Source organism: Frondihabitans sp. GW821-FHT04F02 (assembly GCF_059420045.1).
This window is the reverse complement of the sequence record NZ_JBWKSZ010000001.1, coordinates 595,294-618,206: the sequence shown is the minus strand read 5'-3', so window position 1 is coordinate 618,206 and position 22,913 is coordinate 595,294. Positions and strand designations below refer to the sequence as shown.

At 70.3% G+C, this 22,913-nt stretch carries 22 protein-coding genes; 11 read left to right on the top strand and 11 right to left on the bottom strand.

Features of this window, described 5'->3' with window-relative positions:
* Positions 1–64: 64 nt before the first annotated feature.
* Both AC07TY_RS02905 and zapE read right to left on the bottom strand, forming a co-directional pair.
* The gene (locus AC07TY_RS02905) at positions 65–1,342 is read right to left on the bottom strand and encodes an ammonium transporter (protein ID WP_488626303.1); all 1,278 of its coding nucleotides are present in this window, start codon (positions 1,340–1,342) and stop codon (positions 65–67) included.
* 216 nt (positions 1,343–1,558) lie between these two features.
* On the bottom strand, positions 1,559–2,566 hold the full coding sequence (zapE, locus tag AC07TY_RS02900) for a cell division protein ZapE (protein ID WP_123504648.1): 1,008 nt from the start codon (positions 2,564–2,566) through the stop codon (positions 1,559–1,561).
* A gap of 184 nt (positions 2,567–2,750) precedes the next feature.
* Here zapE and AC07TY_RS02895 point away from each other — a divergent pair, with 184 nt between their 5' ends.
* Genes AC07TY_RS02895 through AC07TY_RS02885 form a run of 3 tightly spaced genes read left to right on the top strand, consistent with a single transcriptional unit; the run spans position 2,751 to position 4,908 of the window.
* Positions 2,751–3,668, top strand: a complete 918-nt coding sequence (locus AC07TY_RS02895; RefSeq protein WP_123504649.1) for a sulfurtransferase — start codon at positions 2,751–2,753, stop codon at positions 3,666–3,668.
* Between the two features lie 14 nt (positions 3,669–3,682).
* Entirely contained in the window at positions 3,683–4,135 is a 453-nt protein-coding gene (locus tag AC07TY_RS02890; protein WP_233579762.1) for a SufE family protein, read from the top strand.
* Entirely contained in the window at positions 4,132–4,908 is a 777-nt protein-coding gene (locus tag AC07TY_RS02885; protein WP_494784282.1) for a dihydrofolate reductase family protein, read from the top strand. The genes AC07TY_RS02890 and AC07TY_RS02885 overlap by 4 nt, the downstream gene beginning before the upstream one ends.
* Here the strand turns inward: AC07TY_RS02885 and AC07TY_RS02880 are convergent.
* Positions 4,808–6,106: an alpha/beta hydrolase family protein gene (locus tag AC07TY_RS02880; protein WP_494784281.1), complete on the bottom strand. Its 1,299-nt coding sequence runs from the start codon at positions 6,104–6,106 to the stop codon at positions 4,808–4,810. The genes AC07TY_RS02885 and AC07TY_RS02880 overlap by 101 nt on opposite strands.
* 127 nt (positions 6,107–6,233) lie before the next feature.
* On the opposite strand from AC07TY_RS02880, the gene AC07TY_RS02875 reads away from it, so the two are divergent.
* The 4 genes from AC07TY_RS02875 (at position 6,234) to AC07TY_RS02860 (ending at position 11,512) form a co-directional block, all read left to right on the top strand.
* On the top strand, positions 6,234–6,800 hold the full coding sequence (locus AC07TY_RS02875; protein ID WP_233579763.1) for a DUF3000 domain-containing protein: 567 nt from the start codon (positions 6,234–6,236) through the stop codon (positions 6,798–6,800).
* Positions 6,790–8,115: an HRDC domain-containing protein gene (locus tag AC07TY_RS02870; RefSeq protein WP_494784280.1), complete on the top strand. Its 1,326-nt coding sequence runs from the start codon at positions 6,790–6,792 to the stop codon at positions 8,113–8,115. The genes AC07TY_RS02875 and AC07TY_RS02870 overlap by 11 nt, the downstream gene beginning before the upstream one ends.
* A gap of 71 nt (positions 8,116–8,186) precedes the next feature.
* Positions 8,187–9,392 (top strand): thiolase family protein, encoded by a 1,206-nt coding sequence (locus AC07TY_RS02865; RefSeq protein WP_494784279.1) that lies wholly within the window; start codon positions 8,187–8,189, stop codon positions 9,390–9,392.
* Entirely contained in the window at positions 9,389–11,512 is a 2,124-nt protein-coding gene (locus AC07TY_RS02860; RefSeq protein WP_494784278.1) for a 3-hydroxyacyl-CoA dehydrogenase NAD-binding domain-containing protein, read from the top strand. The genes AC07TY_RS02865 and AC07TY_RS02860 overlap by 4 nt, the downstream gene beginning before the upstream one ends.
* Positions 11,513–11,629: 117 nt before the next feature.
* Here the strand turns inward: AC07TY_RS02860 and dxs are convergent, their stop codons facing one another.
* The 5 genes from dxs to dut form a co-directional block, all read right to left on the bottom strand.
* A complete protein-coding gene (gene dxs, locus AC07TY_RS02855; RefSeq protein WP_488626312.1) occupies positions 11,630–13,558 on the bottom strand; it encodes a 1-deoxy-D-xylulose-5-phosphate synthase in 1,929 nt (642 codons plus the stop codon).
* A 121-nt stretch (positions 13,559–13,679) separates the two neighbouring features.
* The gene (locus AC07TY_RS02850; protein WP_494784277.1) at positions 13,680–16,502 is read right to left on the bottom strand and encodes an aconitate hydratase; all 2,823 of its coding nucleotides are present in this window, start codon (positions 16,500–16,502) and stop codon (positions 13,680–13,682) included.
* Positions 16,503–16,735: 233 nt separating this feature from the next.
* Positions 16,736–17,458, bottom strand: coding sequence for a DUF3159 domain-containing protein (locus AC07TY_RS02845; protein ID WP_123504658.1), 723 nt, complete (start codon positions 17,456–17,458; stop codon positions 16,736–16,738).
* A gap of 4 nt (positions 17,459–17,462) precedes the next feature.
* Complete coding sequence (locus AC07TY_RS02840) at positions 17,463–18,197, bottom strand: DUF3710 domain-containing protein (protein ID WP_494784276.1); 735 nt, start codon at positions 18,195–18,197, stop codon at positions 17,463–17,465.
* Entirely contained in the window at positions 18,197–18,727 is a 531-nt protein-coding gene (dut, locus tag AC07TY_RS02835) for a dUTP diphosphatase (protein ID WP_488626315.1), read from the bottom strand. Before dut ends, AC07TY_RS02840 begins: the two co-directional genes overlap by 1 nt.
* A 38-nt stretch (positions 18,728–18,765) precedes the next feature.
* Here dut and AC07TY_RS02830 point away from each other — a divergent pair, with 38 nt between their 5' ends.
* Entirely contained in the window at positions 18,766–19,221 is a 456-nt protein-coding gene (locus AC07TY_RS02830; RefSeq protein ID WP_123504661.1) for a DUF3093 domain-containing protein, read from the top strand.
* Here the strand turns inward: AC07TY_RS02830 and AC07TY_RS02825 are convergent.
* Positions 19,196–19,489, bottom strand: a complete 294-nt coding sequence (locus AC07TY_RS02825) for a DUF4193 domain-containing protein (protein ID WP_488626316.1) — start codon at positions 19,487–19,489, stop codon at positions 19,196–19,198. The genes AC07TY_RS02830 and AC07TY_RS02825 overlap by 26 nt on opposite strands.
* 226 nt (positions 19,490–19,715) lie before the next feature.
* Between AC07TY_RS02825 and sepH the strand changes: the two genes are divergently transcribed.
* Positions 19,716–20,960 (top strand): septation protein SepH, encoded by a 1,245-nt coding sequence (sepH, locus tag AC07TY_RS02820; protein WP_488626317.1) that lies wholly within the window; start codon positions 19,716–19,718, stop codon positions 20,958–20,960.
* Positions 20,961–21,088: 128 nt separating this feature from the next.
* Here sepH and AC07TY_RS02815 read toward each other — a convergent pair whose 3' ends face one another.
* Both AC07TY_RS02815 and AC07TY_RS02810 read right to left on the bottom strand, forming a co-directional pair.
* Positions 21,089–21,211: a hypothetical protein gene (locus AC07TY_RS02815; protein ID WP_494784275.1), complete on the bottom strand. Its 123-nt coding sequence runs from the start codon at positions 21,209–21,211 to the stop codon at positions 21,089–21,091.
* A complete protein-coding gene (locus AC07TY_RS02810) occupies positions 21,208–21,774 on the bottom strand; it encodes a hypothetical protein (RefSeq protein WP_494784274.1) in 567 nt (188 codons plus the stop codon). The genes AC07TY_RS02815 and AC07TY_RS02810 overlap by 4 nt, the downstream gene beginning before the upstream one ends.
* An 86-nt stretch (positions 21,775–21,860) precedes the next feature.
* Here AC07TY_RS02810 and AC07TY_RS02805 point away from each other — a divergent pair, with 86 nt between their 5' ends.
* Positions 21,861–22,064 carry a hypothetical protein gene (locus tag AC07TY_RS02805; protein ID WP_123504665.1) on the top strand — a complete coding sequence of 68 codons (204 nt, stop codon included), beginning with the start codon at positions 21,861–21,863 and terminating at the stop codon, positions 22,062–22,064.
* A 137-nt stretch (positions 22,065–22,201) separates the two neighbouring features.
* Entirely contained in the window at positions 22,202–22,906 is a 705-nt protein-coding gene (locus AC07TY_RS02800; RefSeq protein WP_494784273.1) for an alpha/beta hydrolase, read from the top strand.
* Positions 22,907–22,913 lie beyond the last annotated feature (7 nt).

The following is a 22,913-nucleotide window of genomic DNA, read 5'->3' as shown; positions in this document are numbered from 1 at the left end:
ACCACGCGAAGGGCCCCGCGGCAATCGCCGCGGGGCCCTTCTGCTGATCCGGAGCGGGTGCGGGTCAGACCTTCTCGTCGATGAGGACGTAGCCCTCTTCGCCGTGGACGGCGGTGTCGATGCCGGCCACCTCGTCTTCGTTGGTGACGCGGAAGCCCATCGTCTTCTCGATGATGAGGCCGATCACGTAGGCGAGGACGAACGAGTAGACCATAACGACGACGGCCGCGAGAGCCTGCACGCCGAGCTGGTGGAAGCCGCCGCCGAAGAAGAGGCCCACGTTGTCCTTGGCGAAGAAGCCGATGTACAGGGTTCCGACGAGACCGCCGACGAGGTGGACGCCCACGACGTCGAGCGAGTCGTCGAAGCCGAGCTTGAACTTGAGGTCGATGGCGATGGCGCAGACGGCGCCGGTGATGATGCCGAGCACGATCGCCCAGAACGGGGTCAGGGCGGCGCAGGCCGGCGTGATCGCGACGAGGCCGGCGACGGCACCCGAGGCGGCTCCGACCGAGGTGGCCTTGCCGTCCTTGATCTTCTCGATGATGAGCCAGCCGAGCACTGCCGCGGCAGGAGCCGCGAGCGTGTTGACGAAGGCGAGCGAGGCGGTGCCGTCAGCGGCGAGCTCCGAGCCGGCGTTGAAGCCGAACCAGCCGAACCAGAGGAGGCCGGCGCCCAGCATCACGAAGGGAGGGTTGTGCGGCTTGTAGGCGCCCTTGGCGAAGCCGACGCGGCGGCCGAGGACGAGGGCCAGCGCGAGACCGGCCGAGCCGGCGTTGATGTGGACCGCGGTGCCACCGGCGAAGTCGATGAGGCCGAGGCTGGCGAGCCAGCCGCCGTCGACGACCGAGCCGTCTTTGCCGAGTGTGAAGTTGAAGACCCACGAGGCGACCGGGAAGTAGACCACCGTGGCCCAGACGCCGGCGAAGACCATCCACGCGCCGAACTTGGCGCGGTCGGCGATCGCGCCCGAGATGAGGGCGACGGTGATGATCGCGAAGGTGGCCTGGAAGGCGGCGAAGGCGAGCTGCGGGAACGCGCCCTCCTGCCCGATCAGCGAGTTGAGGCCGAACATCGCCGGGTCGAAGCCGAGGAAGCCGTCGATTCCGATGAACGTGTCGGTGCCGGCGGAGCCGGTCGGGCCGTTCGAGAAGGCGATGGAGTAGCCGTACAGGACCCAGAGGACGGCGATGAGGCCGATCGCACCGAAGCTGAGCATCATCATGCTGATGACGCTCTTGGCCTTGACGAGTCCACCGTAGAAGAAGGCCAGGCCGGGGGTCATGAGCAGGACCATGGCGGCCGTGATCAGGATGAAGGCGGTATTGCCTTGGTCGAGCATGTGGTGTCACCTCTCAGTTGTGCAGTGCAGGGTTCCCGGACTGCGCGACGCTGGGAGTGCAGGGGCGACGCCAGTGCTGACTCGGGATGCAGTCATCCTGGCGGCCACACGTTTCGGTTCGTGCGCGTGCATGTTTCGCCGATGTAACACGATTCGGCCTTTTGTAAACAACACGTTTCGGCAGTCTGGTGATGAGGCCGGAGCGACCCGTGATTTCTACAGCAGAGTGAGCGCCACGAGCCGCGACATCGCCCGGAGGTACTTCTTGCGGTAGCCGCCGGCGAGCATGTCGGCACCGAAGACCTCGTCGAGCGGGATGCCCGAGGCCCGCACGGCGACCTGCGCGTCGTACAGGCGGTCGACGAACGCGACGAACCGCAGGGCCTGCGTCTGGTCGTGCAGCGGCCCCACGTTCCGCAGCACGACGGTGTCGAGGCCGTCGATGAGCTTCACGTACTTGGAGGGGTGCACGGTCGCGAGGTGCTCGATGACGGCGTCGAACTCGTCGGCGGAGACCGGCCCGGTCGCGGCTGCGACAGCTGCAGACAGGTCGTCGGCGACGACCGCATGGGCCTCGACCTCGCGCCTCCGGTAGTCGGTGCCGTCGATGCGCAGGGTGCGGAACCGGCCCGAGAGCGCCTGGATCTCGCGCAGGAAGTCGGACGCCGCGAAGCGGCCCTCCCCCAGTGCGTTCGGCGGGGTGTTCGATGTCGCGGCCATGCGCGAGCCGCCGTCGGCGAGCTCGCCGAGCAGCCGGGTCATGATCATGGTGTCGCCCGGGTCGTCGAGCTCGAACTCGTCGATGCAGATGAGCGCGGCGCCCGACAGCTGCGTGATGGCGCCCTGGTAGCCGACGGCGCCGACGAGGGCGGTGTACTCGATGAAGGTGCCGAAGTACTTCGTTCCGTCGGTGCGGTGCCACAGCGCCGCGAGGAGGTGGGTCTTGCCGACGCCGAAGCCGCCGTCGAGGTAGAGGCCCGGCAGAGGTCGGGCTGCGTTCCTGCGCGTGAACAGTCGACGGGTGGGCGCCGGGGCCGCAGCGAACGACCGGACGGCCTCGACGGCCTCGGCCTGCGAGGGGTAGGCGGGGTCGGGCCGGTAGTTCTCGAGCGACGCCCCGTCGAACTGGCGCGGCGGCACCAGGTGGGCGACGATCTCGGCGGACGTGATGGTCGGGGTGCGCGTGACGAGCGACTCGGTGGTCTGCGTGCTCTCGTCGGCCATGCAGGGGTGCCTCTCGGTGAGTCAGGCGCCGGAGTGCGGGGCGTCCTGTGTGTGTCGCGGTCTTCGGTATGTCAGAGTCGTACGGGCCCGATGCGGCATATCGGCAGCGCGCCTAGCGTTGAGATCCTACGCCGCCAGGCACAGAGAGCACGTGTCGCCGAGAGGCGACGACAGGAGGAGTTTCATGTCAGTCGAAGTCGATCCCGCACCGAAGTTCAGCGAGTACGCGCATCCCGAGCGCCTCGTGTCGACCGAGTGGCTCGCGGAGCACCTCGGCGAACCGGGCCTCGTCGTCGTGGAGTCGGACGAAGACGTCCTGCTCTACGAGACCGGCCACATCCCCGGCAGCGTCAAGCTCGACTGGCACACCGACCTCAACGACCCCGTGCAGCGCGACTACGTCTCGGCCGAGCGCTTCGCCGAGCTGCTCAGCGAGCGGGGCATCGCTCCCGACACGACCATCGTGATCTACGGCGACAAGAACAACTGGTGGGCCGCCTACGCCCTCTGGGTCTTCACCCTGTTCGGCCACGCCGACGTGCGCCTTCTGGACGGCGGCCGCGCGAAGTGGGAGGCCGAGGGCCGCGACTACACGCTCGACCAGCCGGAGGTCGCGGCGGCCGAGTACCCGGTGCCGGTCCGCGACGACTCGGTCGTCCGCGCGTTCAAAGACGATGTGCTCGCCCACTTCGGCAGCCCCCTCATCGACGTCCGCTCGCCCGAGGAGTACGATGGCTCGCGCACGACCGCGCCGGCCTACCCGGAGGAGGGGGCCCTGCGCGCCGGTCACATCCCGAGCGCCCAGAACGTGCCGTGGGGCAAGGCCGCGGCCGACGACGGCACCTTCCGCTCGGTCGCCGAGCTCGACGCCATCTACCGCGACGGCGCCGGCCTGCAGACCGGCGACGACGTCATCGCCTACTGCCGAATCGGCGAGCGGTCGAGTCACACCTGGTTCGTGCTGCACCACCTGCTCGGCTTCGAGAACGTCCGCAACTACGACGGGTCGTGGACCGAGTGGGGCTCCGCCGTGCGCGTGCCGATCGTCACGGGCGCCGAGCCCGGCGAGGCGCCGGCGGCGGTCGGCGTCTCGGCCCGATGAGCGAGGCTGACGCGGTGAGCGACGCGGAACCCGGGGCGGCTCTGCCCGAGGCGCTGGCCGAGATCCAGCGCGACTTCCTCGACCTGGGTGTGAAAGACCGCCTGCAGCTGCTGCTCGAGTTCTCGAACGAGCTGCCCGAGCTCCCGCAGCGCTACGCCGACCATCCCGACCTTCTCGAGCAGGTCGTCGAGTGCCAGTCGCCGGTGTTCATCTTCACCGAGGTGGAGGGGGGCCGCGTGCGCCTGCACGCGACGGCTCCGCGCGAGTCGCCGACCACCCGCGGATTCGCCTCGATCATCGCCCAGGGCCTCGATGGGCTCACGGTCGAGGAGGCCCTCGCGGTGCCCGACGACTATCCGCAGACGATCGGCCTCGTCGAGGCGGTGAGCCCTCTGCGCATCCGCGGCATGACCGCGCTGCTCGGCCGGGCCAAGCGGCAGATCCGCGAGCGGGCCGCGGCCCAGTGATCCTCCGGCTCCTGCACCGGTCGCGCGAGGCCGGCCCCGACGTGCCCACGAGCCTCGAGGTCGGCTGCGACGAGACGCAGGAGATCTTGAAGGAGTGGTACCGCCCGCCGGCCGACACGTGGCTGCGGATCAACCTGATCGCGGCGGTCTCGGGTGACGCGGCCGGCGTCGACGGCACGAGCGACTCGCTCTCCAACCCGGCCGACCGCTCGATCCTGCGGGCGATCCGCGACGTCGCCGACGCGGTCGTCGTCGGCGCGGCCAGCGTCCGCGCCGAGGGCTACCGGGTGCCCCTCACCGCCAAGCTCGTCGTGGTCACGAGCTCAGGAGACCTCAGCGGCCACCGCATCGCCCCCGAGCGCGCCGATCGCGTCGTCGTGATCTGCCCCGCTGCGGCTCTCGATCGCGTGCACGAATCGCTCGGGCGTCCGCTGCGAGAGCTGGCGACCGTGCTGGTGTGCCCGGATGTCGCCGGCCGTCTTGCGACGGCCGACATCGTCGAGGCGCTCCGGGGCGTCGGGCTCAGGTCGCTCGTCTGCGAGGGCGGCCCGTCGCTGGCCGGGCAGTTCCTGCACGATTCGCTCGTCGACGAGCTCTGCCTCTCGACCTCGCCCATCGTCATCGGCAGCGGCCTGCCGGTGTTCGGGACGGAGCGCTTCGACGCGTCGGCGCTCAGCCTCGATCAGCTGCTGATCGACGACCTCTCGTCGCTGTACGCCCGCTGGAAGGTGCTGCCGAACTCCGCGCCGGGAGAGCCCGCAGCCAGCCTCTGATCCGCTGGTCGAAGCGCTCGGGGTCGACGTTCCACAGCTTGGTGTGCCGGGCGACGGAGTAGCTCTCGATGTCGACGAGGTCGGGTCGGGCTTCGGCCAGCGCCCGGCTCGCGGTCGACGGGACGAAGCCGTCGTCGTCGCTGTGCAGCAGCAGGATCGGCGCGGTCAGCTTCGTCGCGCCGAGCACGAGGTCGAGGGCGTCGAAGTCGATGGGCGTCGACTGGCCGGTGATCGTCGACAGGCGGGCGCCGCCGAGAATCCTGAAGACGGCCCGCTGCACCGACCGCGGCAGGTGCAGGTGGTCGCCCTGGTAGGTGAGCACCGTGCGCCAGTCGACGACCGGCGACTCCAGCACCAGGCCGTCGATCAGGCCGCGGTGCTTCGAGCGGAGCGCGGTCTGCAGCACCAGAGCGCCGCCCATCGACCAGCCCATCAGCACGACGCTCGTCGCCCCGTGCTCGACGGCGTAGTCGACCGCGGCCTCGACATCGGCCCACTCGGTGAGTCCGAGGCCGTACCGGTGGTCGTCGGAATGCGGTGCCTCGCCGTCGTTGCGGTACGAGACGACGAGCGTGGCGTAGCCCTCTTCTCGGAACGCAGGAACTCCGCGCAGCGTCTCCGCCCTCACCACGCCGCGCCCGTGCACGACGACCGCCCACCGGTCGGACATCTCGTCGTGCGTCGGGTCGGCGTCGACGGGCGGCACCAGCCAGGCCGGGGCGGGCCCGATCGGCGTGGCGATCTCGACGTCGGTGAAGGGCAGGCCGAGGTCGGCCGGCCGACGGTAGTACCAGCCGAGGAATCCGCCGCGGCGCGCCTTCGACAGGTCTCCCTCGTCGACGGCCTCGATATGGCGCACCACGATGCGGCCGTCGTCGCTGATGACGTCGCCGAGGCGGGCGTAGCCGCGGCCGTCGTCGAAGTGGAAGCCGTAGCGGCCCGGAAGCCGGGTGTCGGGTGTCGACTCGAGCGAGACCGTCGCCGACCCGCGGTCGACGGCGACGACGCGGAGCCGCTCGTGGTGCGACTTCGCCGGGGTGACGACGAAGCGGGCGACCGCGTAGGCGAGGCCCGCGAAGCCCGCGACGGCGGCGACGGCGGCGCCTCCGGCCGAGATGGCGGCGATGGTGCCGACCAGGCGGGCGACGGGCTTCGGGGCGCGGCGGAGGGCTTCGGAGTGGTGGACGTCAGGCGTCATGAGGGTCCCTTGGTCGGTCACGCCATCGGGCACCGCATCGGCGTGCCTCTGGCCGCGGGTTCGCTTGCGAGCCTAGTCTTCCTACGTGTCCGATACTCCCTCAGGTGCTCCGATTCTCAGCGGACCCGTGCCTTTCCGCACGGCCGTCGAGGCCATCCGAGCGCTCGAGTCGCGCGACGACCTGGTCGTCACCGAGATCCCCGCGCCGCAGGGCCTTGCGCCCCACGCGTTCGCGCTGGCCGCCGACGTCGTCGGCGTCCGCGGCGTCGCCGACCCGGAGCTCGGCACCGGCCGGTTCATCGTGCTGTACGACGACGAAGAGCCGGAGCCCTGGGGCGGAACGTGGCGGGTCGTCTCGTTCGCGCAGGCCCCGCTCGAGACCGAGATCGGGCTCGACCCGTTCGTGGCCGACGTCGCATGGAGCTGGCTGATCGACTCGCTCGACGCCAGTGGCGCCGCCTACTCGTCGGCCTCGGGTACCGCCACGAAGATCCTCTCGAGCGGCTACGGCGAGCTCGCCCCTCAGGGCGACGGCGCGCTGCTCGAGCTCCGAGCCTCCTGGTCGCCCGGCGACGACGGCCTCGCGCCGCATGTCGCCGCCTGGGCCGATCTCATCTGCACCCTCGCCGGCCTCCCGCCGACGTCCGAAGGAGTCACCCTGCTCGCCTCACGAAGGGTCGGGCGTGACCAGTAGCAGCGCCGCCGACTCGACCGCACCCACCACTCCCGAGGCCGCCGAGGTCGTGGCCGGGGCGTCGTCGTCGGCCGCCGAGACCCTGGCCGCCGCCGTCCGCTCCGCCGACGACGACCACGCCTTCGTCGACGTCATCGACACCCGCGAGGCCTACCTCGCGGCCGTCGACGCCATCGCCGCCGGCACCGGTCCGATCTCGGTCGACGCCGAGCGGGCTTCGGGCTACCGCTACTCGCAGCGCGCGTACCTGATCCAGGTGTTCCGCCGCGGCTCGGGTGTCTTCCTCTTCGACCCGCCGGCTCTCGGCACGATGAGCGAGCTGGGCGAGGCGATCCGCGACGAGGAGTGGATCTTCCACGCCGCGAGCCAGGATCTGGCGTGCCTCCGCGAGGTCGGGATGGACCCGACCCGCATCTTCGACACCGAGCTCGGCGCGCGTCTGGCCGGTTTCGCGCGCGTCGGCCTGGGTGCTGTCGTCGAGGAGCTTCTCGGAATCCACCTCGCCAAGGAGCACTCGGCGGCCGACTGGTCGACCCGGCCGCTGCCGCAGAGCTGGCTCGTCTACGCCGCGCTCGATGTCGAGCTGCTCGTCGATCTCCGCGACGCCATGTACGCCGTGCTCGACGAGCAGGAGAAGGTCGAGATCGCCGAGGAGGAGTTCCAGGCGACGCTCGAGCGCGAGGCGAAGCCGCCGCGGCAAGAGCCGTGGCGCCGTACGACGGGTCTCTCGACCCTCCGCGGCCAGCGCGCCCTCGGCCTCGTGCGCGATCTCTGGGAGGCCCGCGACGAGTACGCCCGCGAGGTCGACACCGCGCCGGGCCGCCTGCTTCCCGACTCGTCGATCATCGCCGCCGTCCGGGAGAACCCCGCGACGAAGCGCGAGCTCGGTGCCCTGAAGTCGTTCGTCGGGCGTGCCAGCCGCTCCGAGCTCGCCCGCTGGTGGGACGCGCTCGAGCGCGGCCGCGCCAGCTCCGACCTGCCGTCGCTGCGCGGACCGAGCACCGACACGCTGCCCCCGCCCCGCTCCTGGGCCGATCGCGCGCCCGAGGCCGACGCCCGCTACAAGGCGGCGCGCCCGCGGATGCAGCACATGTCGGACGCCATGTCGATCCCGGTCGAGAACCTGCTGACTCCCGACCACCTGCGCCGTGTCGCGTGGGACGCCCCGGCTGTCGTTGATGTCGCCCACATCTCGGAGGCCCTCCGCCAGGCGGGGGCTCGCGAGTGGCAGATCTCGGCCACCGCCCCGACCATCACTCAGGCGTTTGTCGAGGCTCACCAATCGCTCGCGGACGGCGGCCCAGCGGCTTCGTAGCAACCCGCAAAGGATGCCCAGCCCACAGGTGTCGCTCCTAAGATCCAGAGAGATCGAACTCAGGAGGCAATGTGGCCGAGAGAACAGAAGTCGTCTTCGTCGACGGGGTCCGCACCCCGTTCGGGCGCGCAGGCGACAAGGGCATGTACTGGCAGACGCGAGCGGACGACCTCGTCGTCAAGGCGATGAAGGGGCTGCTGTGTCGCAATCCCGGGCTCGATCCCGCCGACATCGACGACGTGGCCATCGCCGCGACGACGCAGACCGGCGACCAGGGTCTCACCCTGGGCCGGACGACGGCTCTGCTGGCCGGACTCCCCCGCAGCGTGCCCGGCTACGCCATCGACCGCATGTGCGCCGGCGCCATGACCAGCGTCACCTCCGTCGCCGGTGCGATCGCGTTCGGCGCCTATGACTTCGCCCTCGCCGGCGGCGTCGAGCACATGGGCCGGCACCCGATGGGGTTCGACGCCGACCCGAATCCGCGGTTCGTGGCCGAGCGCCTCGTTAGCGGCGAGGCCCTCAACATGGGCAACACGGCCGAGCGCATCCACGACCGGTTCCCGAGCCTCACCAAGGAGCGCTCCGACCACTACGCACTCCGGTCGCAGCAGAAGCTCGCGGCCGCCTACGTCGACGAGCACATCCAGCCCGACCTGGTCTCGGTCGCGATCCGCACCGCCGAGGGCTGGGGGCTCGCCGACCGCGATGAAGCGCCGCGCCCCGAGACGACGATGGAGGGTCTCGCCGCGCTCCGTACGCCGTTCCGCCCGCACGGCCGCGTCACAGCGGGCAACTCCTCCGGCCTGAACGATGGAGCCACGGTCTCGCTGATCGCGTCCGAAGACGCCGCAGTGCGCGCCGGGCTTGCACCCAAGATGCGCCTGGTCAGCTTCGCCTTCGCGGGCGTCGAGCCCGAGATCATGGGCATCGGCCCCGTCCCGTCCACCGAGAAGGCCCTCCGCAAGGCCGGCCTCTCCATCGACGACATCGGCCTCTTCGAGCTCAACGAGGCGTTCGCCGTGCAGGTGCTGTCGCTCCTCGACCACTTCGGCATCGACGACGACGACCCGCGGGTGAACCCGTGGGGCGGCGCGATCGCCGTCGGGCACCCGCTGGCCTCGTCGGGCGTGCGCCTGATGATCCAGCTCGCCCGTCAGTTCAAGCTGCACCCCGAGGTCCGCTACGGTCTGACCGCCATGTGCGTCGGCCTCGGCCAGGGCGGCAGCGTCATCTGGGAGAACCCGCACTTCGACGGCCGGAAGGGAACGAAATGAGCGTCGACACCGCACAGCTGCTCGAGATGTCGCAGGACGAGGTGGTGACTCACTCGTACGTGAACGACGTGCGCCTTCCCTCGGGCGGGACCCTCGCCCTGGTGACCCTCGACAACGACCGCGACCACCGTCGCCCGCCGACGCTCGGCCCGGTCACGCTCGTCGAGCTCTCGGCCACGCTCGACCGCCTCCGCGAGCGAGCGGCGGCCGGCGAGATCCAGGCCATCGCGGTCACGGGCAAGCCGTACTTCCTCGCGGCCGGCGCCGACCTGTCGAAGGTCGGCCAGATCCCGTCGCGCGAGGCCGGCCGCCAGATGGCGCAGCTCGGCCACGAGGCGCTGGGCAAGCTGCACGACGCGGGCGTGCCCACGTTCGTCTTCATCAACGGCCTCGCCCTCGGCGGCGGCCTGGAGATCGCCCTCAACGCCGACTACCGCACCGTCGACTCGACCGCTCCGGCCCTCGCGTTCCCCGAGGTGTTCCTGGGGATCATCCCGGGCTGGGGCGGGGCCTGGCTGCTGCCGAACCTCATCGGCATCGAGAACGCGCTGAACGTGATCGTCTCGAACCCGCTGAAGAACAATCGCACGTTGAAGGCCGCGGAGGCCTACGAGCTCGGGATCGCCGACGCGATGTTCGGATCGGCCTCCTTCCTCGAGGACAGCATCGCCTGGGCCGACGGCGTCGTGAGCGGTCGCATCACGGTGAAGCGCCCGCACGCTCCCGGCAAGGTGGAGCGCGCCCTCAAATGGGACGCCGCGATCGGCATCGCCCGCAAGACGCTCGAGAAGCGCATCGGCACGGTCGCCAAGTCGCCGTACGCCGCTCTCGAGCTGCTCGCCGGGGCCAAGAATGCGACGCGCGAAGAGGGGTTCCGGGCGGAGGACGAAGCTCTCGCCGACCTCGTGTCGGGCGACCAGTTCCGGGCGTCCATCTACGCCTTCGACCTCGTGCAGAAGCGGGCCAAGCGCCCGGCCGGCGCGCCGTCGCCCGACCTCGCCCGGAAGATCACCAAGGTCGGCATCGTCGGCGCGGGCCTCATGGCCTCGCAGTTCGCCCTGCTGTTCGTCCGCAAGCTGAAAGTGCCGGTGGTCATCACCGACATCGACCAGGAGCGCGTCACCCGCGGCGTCGACGGCATCCGCGCCTCGATCGACGAGATGCAGGCGAAGGGCCGCGTCTCGCCCGACGAGTCGAACCGGCTGAAGGCGCTCATCTCAGGCACCACCGACCTGGCCGACTTCGCCGACTGCGACTGGGTGATCGAGGCCGTCTTCGAAGAGCTCGGCGTCAAGCAGGATGTCTTCTCGCGCGTCGAGAAGGTCGTCGGCGAGGAGTGCGTGCTGGCCACCAACACGTCGTCGCTCTCGGTGACGGCCATCGGCTCGGTTCTCTCGAACCCGTCGCGCCTCGTGGGGTTCCACTTCTTCAACCCGGTGGCCGTGATGCCGCTGGTCGAGGTGGTGAACACCGAAGCGACCGACGACGAGACCCTCGCGACCGCCATGGTCGTGGCGAAGACGCTGGGCAAGAGCGCCGTCATCACGGCCGACGCCCCCGGGTTCGTCGTCAACCGCGTGCTCGCGAAGCTGCTCGGCGAGGCGATGCACGCGGTCGAGACAGGCACCCCGTTCGAGGTCGTCGACCGGGCCACGGCGCCGTTCGGCCTTCCCATGACGCCGTTCGAGCTGCTCGAGCTCGTCGGACTCACCGTCGGCGCCCACGTGCTCGACACGCACCACGCCGCGTTCCCCGATCGGTTCTTCGAGAGCGAGGCGCTGCACCGGCTCGCCGACTACGGTCACATCTTCTCGCGAGACGCCAAGGGCAACCGGACCGGGTTCGACAGGCGCGCGGTCGAGATCGTGGGCGGCTCCGGCACGGCGATGACGCAGGCCGAGCTGCAGCAGCGCATCGAGGACGGCCTCGCCGACGAGATCGGCCGCATGCTCGACGACGGTGTCGTCGCGGCGGCGGAGGACGTCGACCTCTGCCTGATCCTCGGCGCGGGCTGGCCGTTCCAGATGGGCGGTGTGACGCCGTACCTCGACCGGGTCGGGGCATCCGATCGCGTACGCGGCCGCAGGTTCCACGAGCCGGCGATCGTCGGCGTCGCCTAGCCGCCCGCCGGACCCTCCTGTTCGGCCTCTCCGACAGTCCGCGGACTGTCGGAGAGGCCGACCGGGAGGGTTCTGCCCTGTCAGGAGTCAGGCGCGGCAGACGAGCAGGCCTACCGCCTACTCGCGCGTGCGGCTCGCCGGCTCGCCCTCGCGCCGGGCCACGGGCAGCTTCGAGCCGAGGACCATAGCGGTCACGTCGCGCGCGACGGCCTGAGCCGTGAGCCCGGCGGCCGCGAAGATCTCGGAGCGCGAGGCATGGTCGATGAACTCGTCGGGGAGGCCGAGCTCGGTCACGGCGGTGTCGACGTCGGCAGCCCGCAGGTCTTGCCGCACCCTCGTGCCGATGCCGCCGACGCGCACGCCGTCTTCGATCGTCACGACCAGACGGTGCTCGGCGGCGAGCTCGATGATCGACGCAGGAACGGGCACGACCCACCGCGGGTCGACGACGGTCGCCCCGATGCCCTGATCGGCCAACCGCTCGGCGACGTCGAGGCCGAGTCGCGCCATCGGACCCACCGCCATGATGAGCACGTCGGGCCGGTCGCCGCGGGCCAGCACCTCGACGCCGTCGTGGAGCCGTTCGAGCGCCGGGATGTCCGTGCCCACCTCGCCCTTCGGGAACCGCACCACCGTGGGTCCGTCGTCGACAGTCACGGCCTCCCTCAGCTCCTCCCGGAGGCGGGTGGCGTCGCGGGGTGCGGCGATGCGGATGCCGGGGACGACCTGGAGGATCGCCAGGTCCCAGATGCCGTGGTGGCTCGGTCCGTCGGGGCCGGTGACCCCGGAGCGGTCGAGCACGAACGTGACGCCGGCCTTGTGCAGACCGACGTCCATCAGCACCTGGTCGAAGGCGCGGTTGATGAAGGTGGCGTAGAGCGCCACGACGGGGTGCAGGCCGCCGTAGGCGAGGCCGGCCGCCGAGGCGACGGCGTGCTGCTCGGCGATGCCCACGTCGAGCACGCGCTGGGGGTACTTCTCCGCCATGCGGTGCAGGCCGACGGGGCGGAGCATGGCGGCGGTAATGCCCACGATCCTGCGATCGTGATCTGCGATCGAGACGATCTCGTCGGCGAAGGTGCTGGTCCAGCCGGGCGCGCTCGACGGGTCGAGCGCCTCGCCGGTCTCGGGGTCGATGTGGCCCACGGCGTGGAACTGGTCGGCGGCGTCTTGAAGGGCCGGCTCGAAGCCGCGGCCCTTCTGCGTGATCGCGTGCACGATGACCGGGGCGCCGTAGTTCTTGGCCTGCTCGAGCGCCTCCTCCATCGCGGCCTGGTCGTGCCCATCGACCGGCCCGATGTACTTGATGTCGAGGTTCGAGTAGAGCGCCTCGTTGTTCGTGAAGCGGCTCAGGAAGCCGTGGAGGCCTCCGCGGACGCCGCGGTAGAACGCGCGGGCCGGCGAGCCCAGGTGGTCGAAGGCGGCACGCGACGTGACGTGCATGTCGCGGTAGGCCTGAGCCGTGCGCACCGAGTTCAGGAACCGCGCCATGCCGCCGATGGTCGGCGCGTACGAGCGCCCGTTGTCGTTGACGACGATGATCAGGCGACGCGTGTTGTCGTCGCTGATGTTGTTCAGGGCCTCCCACGTCATGCCGCCGGTCAGGGCGCCGTCGCCGACGACCGCGACGACGTGGCGGTCGCCGTGGCCGGTGAGGGTGAAACCGCGCGAGAGTCCGTCGGCCCAGGAGAGCGACGACGACGCATGCGACGACTCGACGATGTCGTGCACGGACTCGCTGCGCTGCGGATAGCCGGCGAGGCCGCCCTTGAGGCGCAGGTTCGAGAAGTCCTGTCGACCGGTGACGAGCTTGTGGACGTACGACTGGTGGCCGGTGTCGAAGACGATCGCGTCTTTCGGTGAGTCGAAGACGCGGTGGAGGGCGAGGGTCAGCTCGACCACTCCGAGGTTCGGGCCGAGGTGGCCGCCCGTCTTCGAGACCTCGGTCACGAGGAACTTCCTGATCTCGGCAGCCAGGGTGAGCATCTGCTCGTGGCTGAGTCCGTCGAGATCGCGGGGACCGTGGATGGTCTCGAGAAGGCTCATGGTGCTCGCTTTCCGTGACCCGGGTACGTCGGCCACGTCTGAAGTTTAGGCGTCGAGGCCTGTTAAAGGACGAACGCCCCGCACCCCGATACGAGGGGTGCAGGGCGATCGCTCGAGAGGACTACACCAGAGAACGCAGGACGTACTGGAGGATCCCGCCGTTGCGGTAGTAGTCGGCCTCACCGGGGGTGTCGATGCGGACGACGGCGTCGAACTCGACGGTTTGCTTGCCCGCAGGCGAGTGCTCCGTCGGCTCGGCGGTCACGTGGACCGTCTTCGGCGTCGTGCCGTCGTTCAGCTCGGTGAGCCCGGCGATGCTGATCGACTCGGTGCCGTCGAGGCCGAGGGAGTCCCAGGTCTCGCCCGCGGGGAACTGCAGCGGGACGACGCCCATGCCGATGAGGTTGGAGCGGTGGATGCGCTCGAAGCTCTCCGTGATGACCGCCTTGACCCCGAGCAGCGAGGTGCCCTTGGCCGCCCAGTCGCGCGACGAGCCGGAGCCGTACTCCTTGCCGGCCAGGACGACGAGCGGGGTGCCCTCGGCCTGGTAGTTGGCGCTGGCGTCGTAGATGAACGACTGCGGGGCGTCGGGCTTCGTGAAGTCGCGCGTGTAGCCGCCCTCGACGCCGTCGAGGAGCTGGTTGCGCAGGCGGATGTTCGCGAACGTTCCGCGGATCATGACCTCGTGGTTGCCTCGGCGCGAGCCGTAGCTGTTGAAGTCCTTGCGCTCGACCCCGTGCTCGGCGAGGTAGCGGCCGGCCGGGCTGTCGACCTTGATGGTCGAGGCGGGGCTGATGTGGTCGGTGGTGACCGAGTCGCCGAGCTTGGCGAGCACGCGGGCGCCCGAGATGTCGGTGACCGGGGTCGTCTCGATCGTCATGCCCTCGAAGTACGGGGGCTTGCGCACGTAGGTCGACTCGTCGCTCCACTCGAAGGTCGAGCCCTCGGGGGTCGGGAGTCCGCGCCAGCGCTCGTCGCCGTCGAAGACGCCGGCGTACTCGTGCGTGAACATGCCGGTGTCGATCGACTCGTCGATCGTCTTCTGCACCTCGGAGGCCTCGGGCCAGATGTCGCGGAGGTAGACGTCGGCGCCCGACTCGTCGACTCCCAGTGCATCGGTCTCGAAGTCGAAGTTCATCGAGCCGGCGAGGGCGTAGGCGATGACCAGCGGCGGAGAGGCCAGGTAGTTCATCTTGACGTCGGGGTTGATGCGGCCCTCGAAGTTGCGGTTGCCCGAGAGGACGGCCGTGACGGCGAGGTCGTTGTCTTGCACCGCGGTCGAGATCTCGTCGAGCAGCGGTCCGGAGTTGCCGATGCAGGTGGTGCAGCCGTAGCCGACCGTGTAGAAGCCCAGGTCTTCGAGGTAGGCGGTGAGCCCGGCCTTCTCGTAGTAGTCGGTGACGACCTTCGAGCCGGGAGCGAGCGTGGTCTTGACCCACGGCTTGGCCTTGAGGCCCTTCTGGCTGGCGTTGCGGGCCAGGAGGCCGGCGGCCAGCATGACCGAGGGGTTGGACGTGTTCGTGCAGCTCGTGATCGCCGCGATGGCGACGGCGCCGTGGTCGAGCGTGAACTCCGAGCCGTCAGACAGGGTGACCGGCGACGGCTTCGACGCGTGCGACGGCGTTGCCGAGGCGGCGTGGGTTTGGGAGTGCTCGTGAGCCGAGGTCTCGTCTTGGGCGGTGAGACCGACAGGATCGGACGCCGGGAACGTCGCCTCGACGGCCTCGTCGACGCCCGAGTGCTCCTCGGCGTCGGCGTAGTTGCCGAGGTCGACCTCGAACTGGCTCTTGGCCTGCGAGAGCTCGATCCTGTCCTGAGGGCGCTTCGGCCCGGCGATCGACGGGACGACAGTGGCGAGGTCGAGCTCGAGGTACTCGCTGTAGCTCGGCTCGACAGACGGGTCGTGCCAGAGGCTCTGCGTCTTCGCGTACGCCTCGACGAGGGCGACCTGCTCGTCGCTGCGGCCGGTGAGGCGCAGGTAGTCGAGGGTCACGTCGTCGATAGGGAACATGGCGGCGGTCGAGCCGAACTCGGGGCTCATGTTGCCGATGGTGGCGCGGTTGGCCAGCGGCACCGCGCCGACGCCCTCGCCGTAGAACTCGACGAACTTGCCGACGACGCCGTGCTTGCGCAGCATCTGGGTGATCGTGAGCACGACGTCGGTCGCGGTGACCCCGGTCGGGATCACGCCGGACAGCTTGAATCCGACGACCTTGGGGATCAGCATCGACACGGGCTGGCCGAGCATCGCGGCCTCGGCCTCGATGCCGCCGACGCCCCAGCCGAGCACGCCCAGGCCGTTGACCATCGTGGTGTGCGAGTCGGTGCCGACGAGGGTGTCGGGGTAGGCGTGCAGCACGCCGTCGACTGTGCGCGTGTAGGTCACTTGCGCCAGGTACTCGATGTTGACCTGGTGCACGATGCCCGTTCCGGGCGGCACGACCTTGAAGTCCTCGAACGCGGTCTGGCCCCAGCGCAAGAACTGGTACCGCTCGCCGTTGCGCTCGTACTCGAGCTCGACGTTGCGCTCGAGGGCGTTCTCGGAGCCGAACAGGTCGGCGATGACCGAGTGGTCGATGACCAGCTCGGCGGGCGAGAGCGGGTTGATCTTGGTGGGGTCGCCGCCGAGGTCGGCCATCGCCTCGCGCATGGTGGCGAGGTCGACGATGCACGGCACGCCGGTGAAGTCCTGCATGACCACGCGGGCCGGCGTGAACTGGATCTCGGTGTCGGGCTCGGACTCGGGCACCCACGACCCGAGGGCCTTGATCTGCGACTCGGTCACGTTCGCGCCGTCTTCGGTGCGAAGCAGGTTCTCGAGCAGGACCTTGAGGCTGAAGGGCAGCTTGTCGAAGCCCGGTACCGCGTCGATGCGGTAGACCTCGTACGTCTTCTCACCGACGGTGAGAGTGCTCTTCGAGCCGAAACTGTTTACGTCTGACACGTGCCGTCTCCCTTGCGCTGACTGGCCTCATCATCCCGGCGAAACAAACCGCTTCACCAGCAAGGCCAGCCTAAGTCCGCGGCGCCCAGCAGGGCCGCCCGCGTCGATTTATCTTGATGTCGAGATAAATCTAGCACTGTCGCTGCGGTTCGGGCTCGCGACTCTCCCCGGTCGGGGCTTCTCGGCGGCGAGAACCCCCGATCTGGGCAAATGGTGCAGGAACTGCGCGCCGGCTACGACGCAGCAGCCTCGTCGGCGGCGCGCGCGGCGTAGACCGTCCGCACCAGCAGCCACGTCACCCAGAGCATGGCCGCATAGAACGGCACGCCCAGGATGAGCTTCATGGCGCCGAGCAGCGACACGTCGTTCGCCAGGAAGAGCGGCACCTCGACGGCGAGGCGCACGGCGAAGAGCAGCACCCAGAGCCAGGTCGCCAGTGTGAGCACGCGTCGCTTGGCGCGGTCGGCTCGCCAGGCTCCGCCCTCGTTCGTCAGCAGGCCGACGACGATGCCGATGAGCGGCCAGCGTGCGGCGAGGCTGACGAGCAGCACGAACGCCGACACGGAGTTGATGACGATGCCCGGGAGGAAGTTGTCGACGGCGCGGCCCGAGAGCAACGCGAGGGCGGCCGAGATGGCGATGCCCAGCAGGCCCGCGAACGCCTGGGGTACCGGACCCCGCTGCACGAGGCGGATCACGACGAACACCACTCCCACGGCGACGGGGAAGAGGACGGAGGGCAGGAGTTCCTGCGTCGCCGTGTAGATGACCAGGAACGCGAGACCGGGGAGGATCGACTCGACCAGGCCGCGGACTCCCCCGATCGCCGAGAGCAGGGCGTGGCCGGTGGGCACCTCGCCCGGAGCGACCTGGCCGATGCCGGCGCGCTGCGCGGCCGCGCGCAGCTGGGCCGAGAGGGAGGTGGCGGGCTCGTCGTCGCGGTGGGGATCGGTCACGGCGTCAGACGGTGGTCGTGCCCGCGTCGCCCGGGGTCGACTTCGGCATGTGCAGCGGAATCAGGTCGCGCGGGGGCATGGGCTCGGTGCCGCGGACGACGACGACGCTGCGGAACAGCTCCTCGATCTTCTCGGCGGCCTCGGGGTCGACGGTGGCGTCGCCGGCGATGACGCCGCGCAGGAACCAGCGCGGACCGTCGACGCCGACGAAGCGCGCCAGGCGCGAGGTCTGGCCGGCGGTCGCCTCGGCGCCGGCGGCGACGGGGATCTCAGCCCGGATCTCGGGGCCGAACGGGCCCTCGACCTCGCTGGTCGTGCCGCCCTGCTTGCGGATCTGGTCGGCGATCTGGTCGCGGATCTCGTGCCAGAGGCCCGTCGAGCGCGGCGCGGCGAAGGGCTGCACCTGCAGCGTCGACTTGGCGAAGTCGAGACCGACGGCGACGACTCGCTTGGAGCCCTCTTCGACTTCGAGGCGGAGGTGCAGGCCCTCGCGCGGCACGATCTTGACGCCGCCCAGGTCGACGTAGGGGCGCACCGGGTTGGCCTCGGTCTCGTCGAGCGGGCCCTCTTCGGCACGGTCGGCGGGCGCGGACTTGTCGTCGAAGACGAGAGAGGTCTCGGCCTCTTCGGCCTCGACCAGCTCGACCGCGTCGTCGTCGCTCGCGATCTCGACGGCGTCGACCTCGACCGACTCGACGGCCTCTGCTTCTGCGGCTTCGCGCCGGGACTTTCTGCTCATCAGTTGCCTTCTGTCGGGGCGCCCTCGGCGGGCGCGGTTGTCGAGGTGCCGGTCGATGCGGCTGCTGGAGGGGTGGACGCGGCGAAGGCCGTCGTGCCGGTCGAGCCGAAGCCGCCGGCGCCGCGGGCGCTCTCGGGGAGCGTCTCGACGGGTACGAAGGCGGCGCGCACGACGGGCATCACGATCAGCTGGGCGATGCGGTCGCCGACCCCGACCTCGAACGCGGTGCGGGGATCGGTGTTCAGCAGGGTCACCTTGATCTCGCCGCGGTAGCCCGCATCGACGGTGCCCGGGGAGTTCACGACGGTGATGCCGTGCTTGGCGGCGAGACCCGAGCGCGGCACGACGAATGCGACGTGGCCCTCGGGGAGGGCGATCGAGACGCCGGTCGAGACGAGTGCGCGCTCACCGGGCTTGAGCGTGAGGCTCTCGCGACTGGTCAGGTCGGCGCCGGCGTCGCCGGGGTGCGCGTACGAGGGTGCGTCCGCCTCGCCCAGCGGGGCGAACGGGACATCGAGTGGCTGAGGCACGTGTCGAGGGTAGTGCAGAAGTCTGGTCGAATAGTCCTATGACCTCGTACCGCGAACGCCTCTCTCCCCCGCCGCAAGTCTTCCTCGCCCTGCTGATGGTCGTGCCCGCGAGCGTGCTGGTGTTCCTGCCCATCAATGTGCCGGTCGGCTGGGCTGTTGGCGTCGGGCTGTTCGCCGTCTTCGGTCTGATGCTCTGGTTCGGGTCGCCCGTGCTGACCGTCGACGACGAGGGGTTCCGCGCCGGGCGGGCGATCCTCTACCCGGGAGAGATAGGAGAGGCCGCCGCGTTCTCCGGAGAGGATGCGACGGCCCAACGGGGAACGCGGCTCGATGCCCGCGCCTGGACGCTGTTTCGGGGCTGGGTCAAGCCGGTGCTCAAGATCGATCTGACCGACCCGGACGACCCGGCGCCCTACTGGCTCGTCTCGACTCGCCACCCGACTCGGCTGTCGGCGGCGATCGACGGGATCAGGCCGCGCACTCCAGGCAGATAGGCCCGAGCTTGGTCTCGTGGTCGAGCTGCGAGCGGTGCTTGACCAGGAAGCACTCGACGCAGGTGAACTCGTCGACCTGCGGGGGCAGCACGACGACGTCGAGGTCGAGATCGCTGAGATCCTGCCCGGCGAGTTCGAAGCTTCCGGGATTGTCGGCGTCGTCGACGTCGACTACACCCGACATCGAGTCGGGAACCCGCTCTTTCAGCGCCTCGATCGACTCGGAATCGTCGTCGGTCTTGCGAGGTGCGTCGTAGTCGGTGGCCATGCCACTCCAGTTCTGTCTCAGTCCTGCTGCGAATATCCGGCCGTGTGCCGAAATCGGCGGCCACAGTTTGCATCAGATGAAAGTCGATGGCAAACCCGCCGGAGGGCCTCGTCGACTGCCCGAAGCCGCACGACCACAACTTGCGGCACGCCCGCGTTATTCCCCGGATCAGCGCCCCTGCCGTGGCATCCTGAGCGCTAATCGCGAAGGCGAAAGGCGGGACACCATGCAAGATCTGCGAGTCGTCGGAGTCGAGAGCGGCGCACTGCTCGTCGCGACCGATGCCGGGAGCGAATTCCGCCTGCCCGTGACCGGTTCGCTGCAGTCGCAGCTCCGCCAGGCCGACCCCGACCAGACCCCCGTGAAGCACCGGGTGTCCCCGCGCGAGATCCAGGCGAGCATCCGCGCCGGCCGTACGGCTGAACAGGTCTCCGCCGACACCGGCGCCGAGATCGGCTACGTCCGGCGCTTCGAGGGGCCCGTGCTCGACGAGCGCGCTTTCCTGCTCGAGTCGGCGCGTGCCGTCCCGGTCAGCGTCGCCGGAGTCGGCGCCTCCGAGTCGGCTCGGTTCGGCGCCGTCATCGACTCCCGCCTCGACGAGGCCGAGGCGACGGCGCGCGACTGGACCAGCTACAAAGACGCCGAGGGCTGGATCGTCCACGTCAGCTACACGACCAGCGAGGTCGAGCGCGACGCCGCCTGGCGGTTCGACCCGAAGAAGCAGGGGCTCGCCCCGCTCTCCGGCGACGCGCACACCCTCTCGCGCCAGGACGCCGACCACTCCTCCCTCGTGCCGCGGCTCCGAGCCGTATCCGACTCCCCCGCTTCCCCCGCTTTCCCCGCAGGAACTGCCGCCCCGGCCGGATCGTCGAACCCCGACGACAGCGGTCGCTTCGACAGCGGCGCCTTCGAGGTGCAGCAGGAGCCCGCCCCCGCCGAGCCCGCCCCCACGAGCGCTCACGCCCGCGCCCGCGAGGGCTGGAGCGCCGCGTCGCTCGCAGCGATGAACCGTGCGCCTGAAGCCGAGAGCGCCCACAACCAGACCGCCGACCTCCTCGACGCGCTCCGCCGCCGCCGCGGAGAGCGCGAGGCCGCCCGCTTCGGTGACGACGACCCGCTGGCCGGCGCGAGGGCCGCGCACCCCTCCACCGGCGGCATCCGGGTGATCGACGTGCCGCTCGACGACTTCGATGAGACGCTCGGCGGTTCAGCCGACGGCGCGGCCTCGAGCTCAGGTGTCACTCCCGAGGCCGAGGCGCCTCGCGTCACGAAGCCGCTCGCGACGCACCCGACGGCATCGCGCCGACCGGCGTCTGCGCCCGCCGACGAGCCGCGTGCGTCGGAGCCCCGTCCCTCCGAGTCGCGCGTGTCCGAGGCGCGCAAGGTGCCGCGCGCGCGCAAGGGCCGCGCGTCGATGCCGAGCTGGGACGAGATCGTGTTCGGCGCGCGCTCGGACGACGATCCGGCCTGACGCCGCACCACCACACCGGCCTCGGCACCACGATCAGGACTCCACACCACCGGGCCGCTGGCCGCACCGCGATCAGGACTCCACACCACGATGATCTGCGGTGCCGAGTCCCGATCGTGGGCCGAAGGTCAGGCGGCCGCGCCGGCCAGCTGGGGCTCGTGAGAGGCGGCGTAGCGACGCAGGCCGACGCCGATCAGGACGACGACGAGGGACGGGCGGCGACGGGCAGTTCCTGCGCCCGGGGTCGTCATCGGTCGGCCGCCTGGAGGGCCGAGACGAGGGCGGCACCGTCGCGGACGTCGTAGAACCCGAGGGGCGACGGCGTGCCGAACAGGCCGTCCATGCCCGAGTTGACGGGCCACGGTGTGCGGTTGCCGGTGAAGAATCCGCCGGCGATTGGCTGGTTCCAGACGACGGAGACGTGCGCGCGGTCGGATGACCAGGTGACGGTGTGGTCGGGGCCGGGCAGGCGTGTCTGCCGGGTCGAGCGGCCGTCGCTCGACAGGGCGCGACGGTCGGTGATCGCGTAGGTCGTCGTGCGCTTGCGGTGGGCCTTGACGAAGAAGCGTCCGACGATGAAGAAGAGGCCGATCAGGCAGAAGAGGCCGCCGAACACCAGGAAGAAGGGCGGAGCGCCGGACGCCGCCGCCTGAGCGGTCCAGAAGATCGCGAACCCTCCCCAGAGCAGGCTGAACGGAATCAGGAACACGTCGGAGCGGGCGAAGACGACAGACGGATCGCCGCGTCCCGACCAGAGCAGGCGTTCGCCGGGTTGGAGCTCGCCGCTGAGCCTGTCTTCGGGGGTCACTGTCATCACGACACGCTAACGGAGAGGTCGTGAGCCGGGTTCAGGTTCGTACCCCCGCTGCTCACCGGTACTGTCGTCGAGAGGGGGATCTCATGGACTACACAGACTCGGGCCTCGCGCCCATCGGCTGGCTGACGCTCGCGTTGATCAACGCCGGGCTCGCCGAAAGCAAGAGCAGGTCGCGGTGGCGCTGGTTCGTGGCGTCGCTCTTCATCGGGCCCCTGGCGACGGCGCTCATCGTGGTGTGGCCGCGCGGCGCGGTCTCGCAGCGCAGCGAGTCGCGGCGGGGCGAGTGAGAGCAGTCCGTCGCGCGCTGGTGAGGACTCGGCACAGAGTCCTTCTCCTCTGTGGAGTCCCGAACGTGGTGCCGACCGCGCGACCGCCCTCAGCAGAGGCGCGCGCAGCAGGCTCGCTGCCTCCGTAGGGTCGACCCATGGAACTCCTCTTCGTGCACGGCGCCCTCGTCAGCGACGGCGACTGGTGGTGGCACCGCACCGCCGAGCTTCTCGCCGCCCGCACCGGAATCCGCAGCCGCGCGGTGGCCCTGCCGTCCTGTGGCGAGATCCCTGCCCGCGACGACGCGACCGGCCTGGCCGCTGACGCGGCGTCACTCATGCAGGAACTCGACGCCACCGCCGACACCGCCATCGTGGTGGGTCACTCCTACGGCGGCACCGTCATCGCCGAGGCCGGCGCGCATCCCGCCGTGGCGCACCTCCTCTACGTGTCGTCGTATCTGCCCGACATCGGGATGTCGCAGGGCGCGATCATGGGCGGCGAGACCGACCCGGTGCAGATCCGCGACGCCGGCGACGGACGCCTGGCCGTCGACGGCTACGACGCCCGGTCGTTCGGGGCGCGCTTTCTTCAGGATGCCGACGCAGCGACTCAGGAGGACGGCTGGAGCCGGGTCACCGCTCAGGACGCCGGCGCGTTCCTGACTCCGACGACCGCAGCGGGCTGGCAGGGCGTCGACTCGACGTACCTCGTGTGCGCTGACGACCGCAGCACGTCCGTCGAGCTGCAGCGATTCCACGCCGCGCGGGCGACCCGGTCGGTCGAGCTCGCGACCGGGCACCACCCTTTCGTGACGCGGCCCGACCTGGTGGTGGCGCAGATCGAGGCGCTGCTGGGGTGAGGCGGGT

Excerpts from the sequence above, each read along its gene's own strand:
- AC07TY_RS02905 (WP_488626303.1), bottom strand. The coding sequence starts at position 1,342 with ATGCTCGACCAAGGCAATACCGCCTTCATCCTGATCACGGCCGCCATG.
- zapE (WP_123504648.1), bottom strand. The coding sequence starts at position 2,566 with ATGGCCGACGAGAGCACGCAGACCACCGAGTCGCTCGTCACGCGCACC.
- AC07TY_RS02895 (WP_123504649.1), top strand. The coding sequence starts at position 2,751 with ATGTCAGTCGAAGTCGATCCCGCACCGAAGTTCAGCGAGTACGCGCAT.
- AC07TY_RS02880 (WP_494784281.1), bottom strand. The coding sequence starts at position 6,106 with ATGACGCCTGACGTCCACCACTCCGAAGCCCTCCGCCGCGCCCCGAAG.
- AC07TY_RS02860 (WP_494784278.1), top strand. The coding sequence starts at position 9,389 with ATGAGCGTCGACACCGCACAGCTGCTCGAGATGTCGCAGGACGAGGTG.
- dxs (WP_488626312.1), bottom strand. The coding sequence starts at position 13,558 with ATGAGCCTTCTCGAGACCATCCACGGTCCCCGCGATCTCGACGGACTC.
- AC07TY_RS02840 (WP_494784276.1), bottom strand. The coding sequence starts at position 18,197 with ATGAGCAGAAAGTCCCGGCGCGAAGCCGCAGAAGCAGAGGCCGTCGAG.
- AC07TY_RS02830 (WP_123504661.1), top strand. The coding sequence starts at position 18,766 with ATGACCTCGTACCGCGAACGCCTCTCTCCCCCGCCGCAAGTCTTCCTC.
- AC07TY_RS02825 (WP_488626316.1), bottom strand. The coding sequence starts at position 19,489 with ATGGCCACCGACTACGACGCACCTCGCAAGACCGACGACGATTCCGAG.
- sepH (WP_488626317.1), top strand. The coding sequence starts at position 19,716 with ATGCAAGATCTGCGAGTCGTCGGAGTCGAGAGCGGCGCACTGCTCGTC.
- AC07TY_RS02815 (WP_494784275.1), bottom strand. The coding sequence starts at position 21,211 with ATGACGACCCCGGGCGCAGGAACTGCCCGTCGCCGCCCGTCCCTCGTC.
- AC07TY_RS02810 (WP_494784274.1), bottom strand. The coding sequence starts at position 21,774 with ATGACAGTGACCCCCGAAGACAGGCTCAGCGGCGAGCTCCAACCCGGC.
- AC07TY_RS02805 (WP_123504665.1), top strand. The coding sequence starts at position 21,861 with ATGGACTACACAGACTCGGGCCTCGCGCCCATCGGCTGGCTGACGCTC.
- AC07TY_RS02800 (WP_494784273.1), top strand. The coding sequence starts at position 22,202 with ATGGAACTCCTCTTCGTGCACGGCGCCCTCGTCAGCGACGGCGACTGG.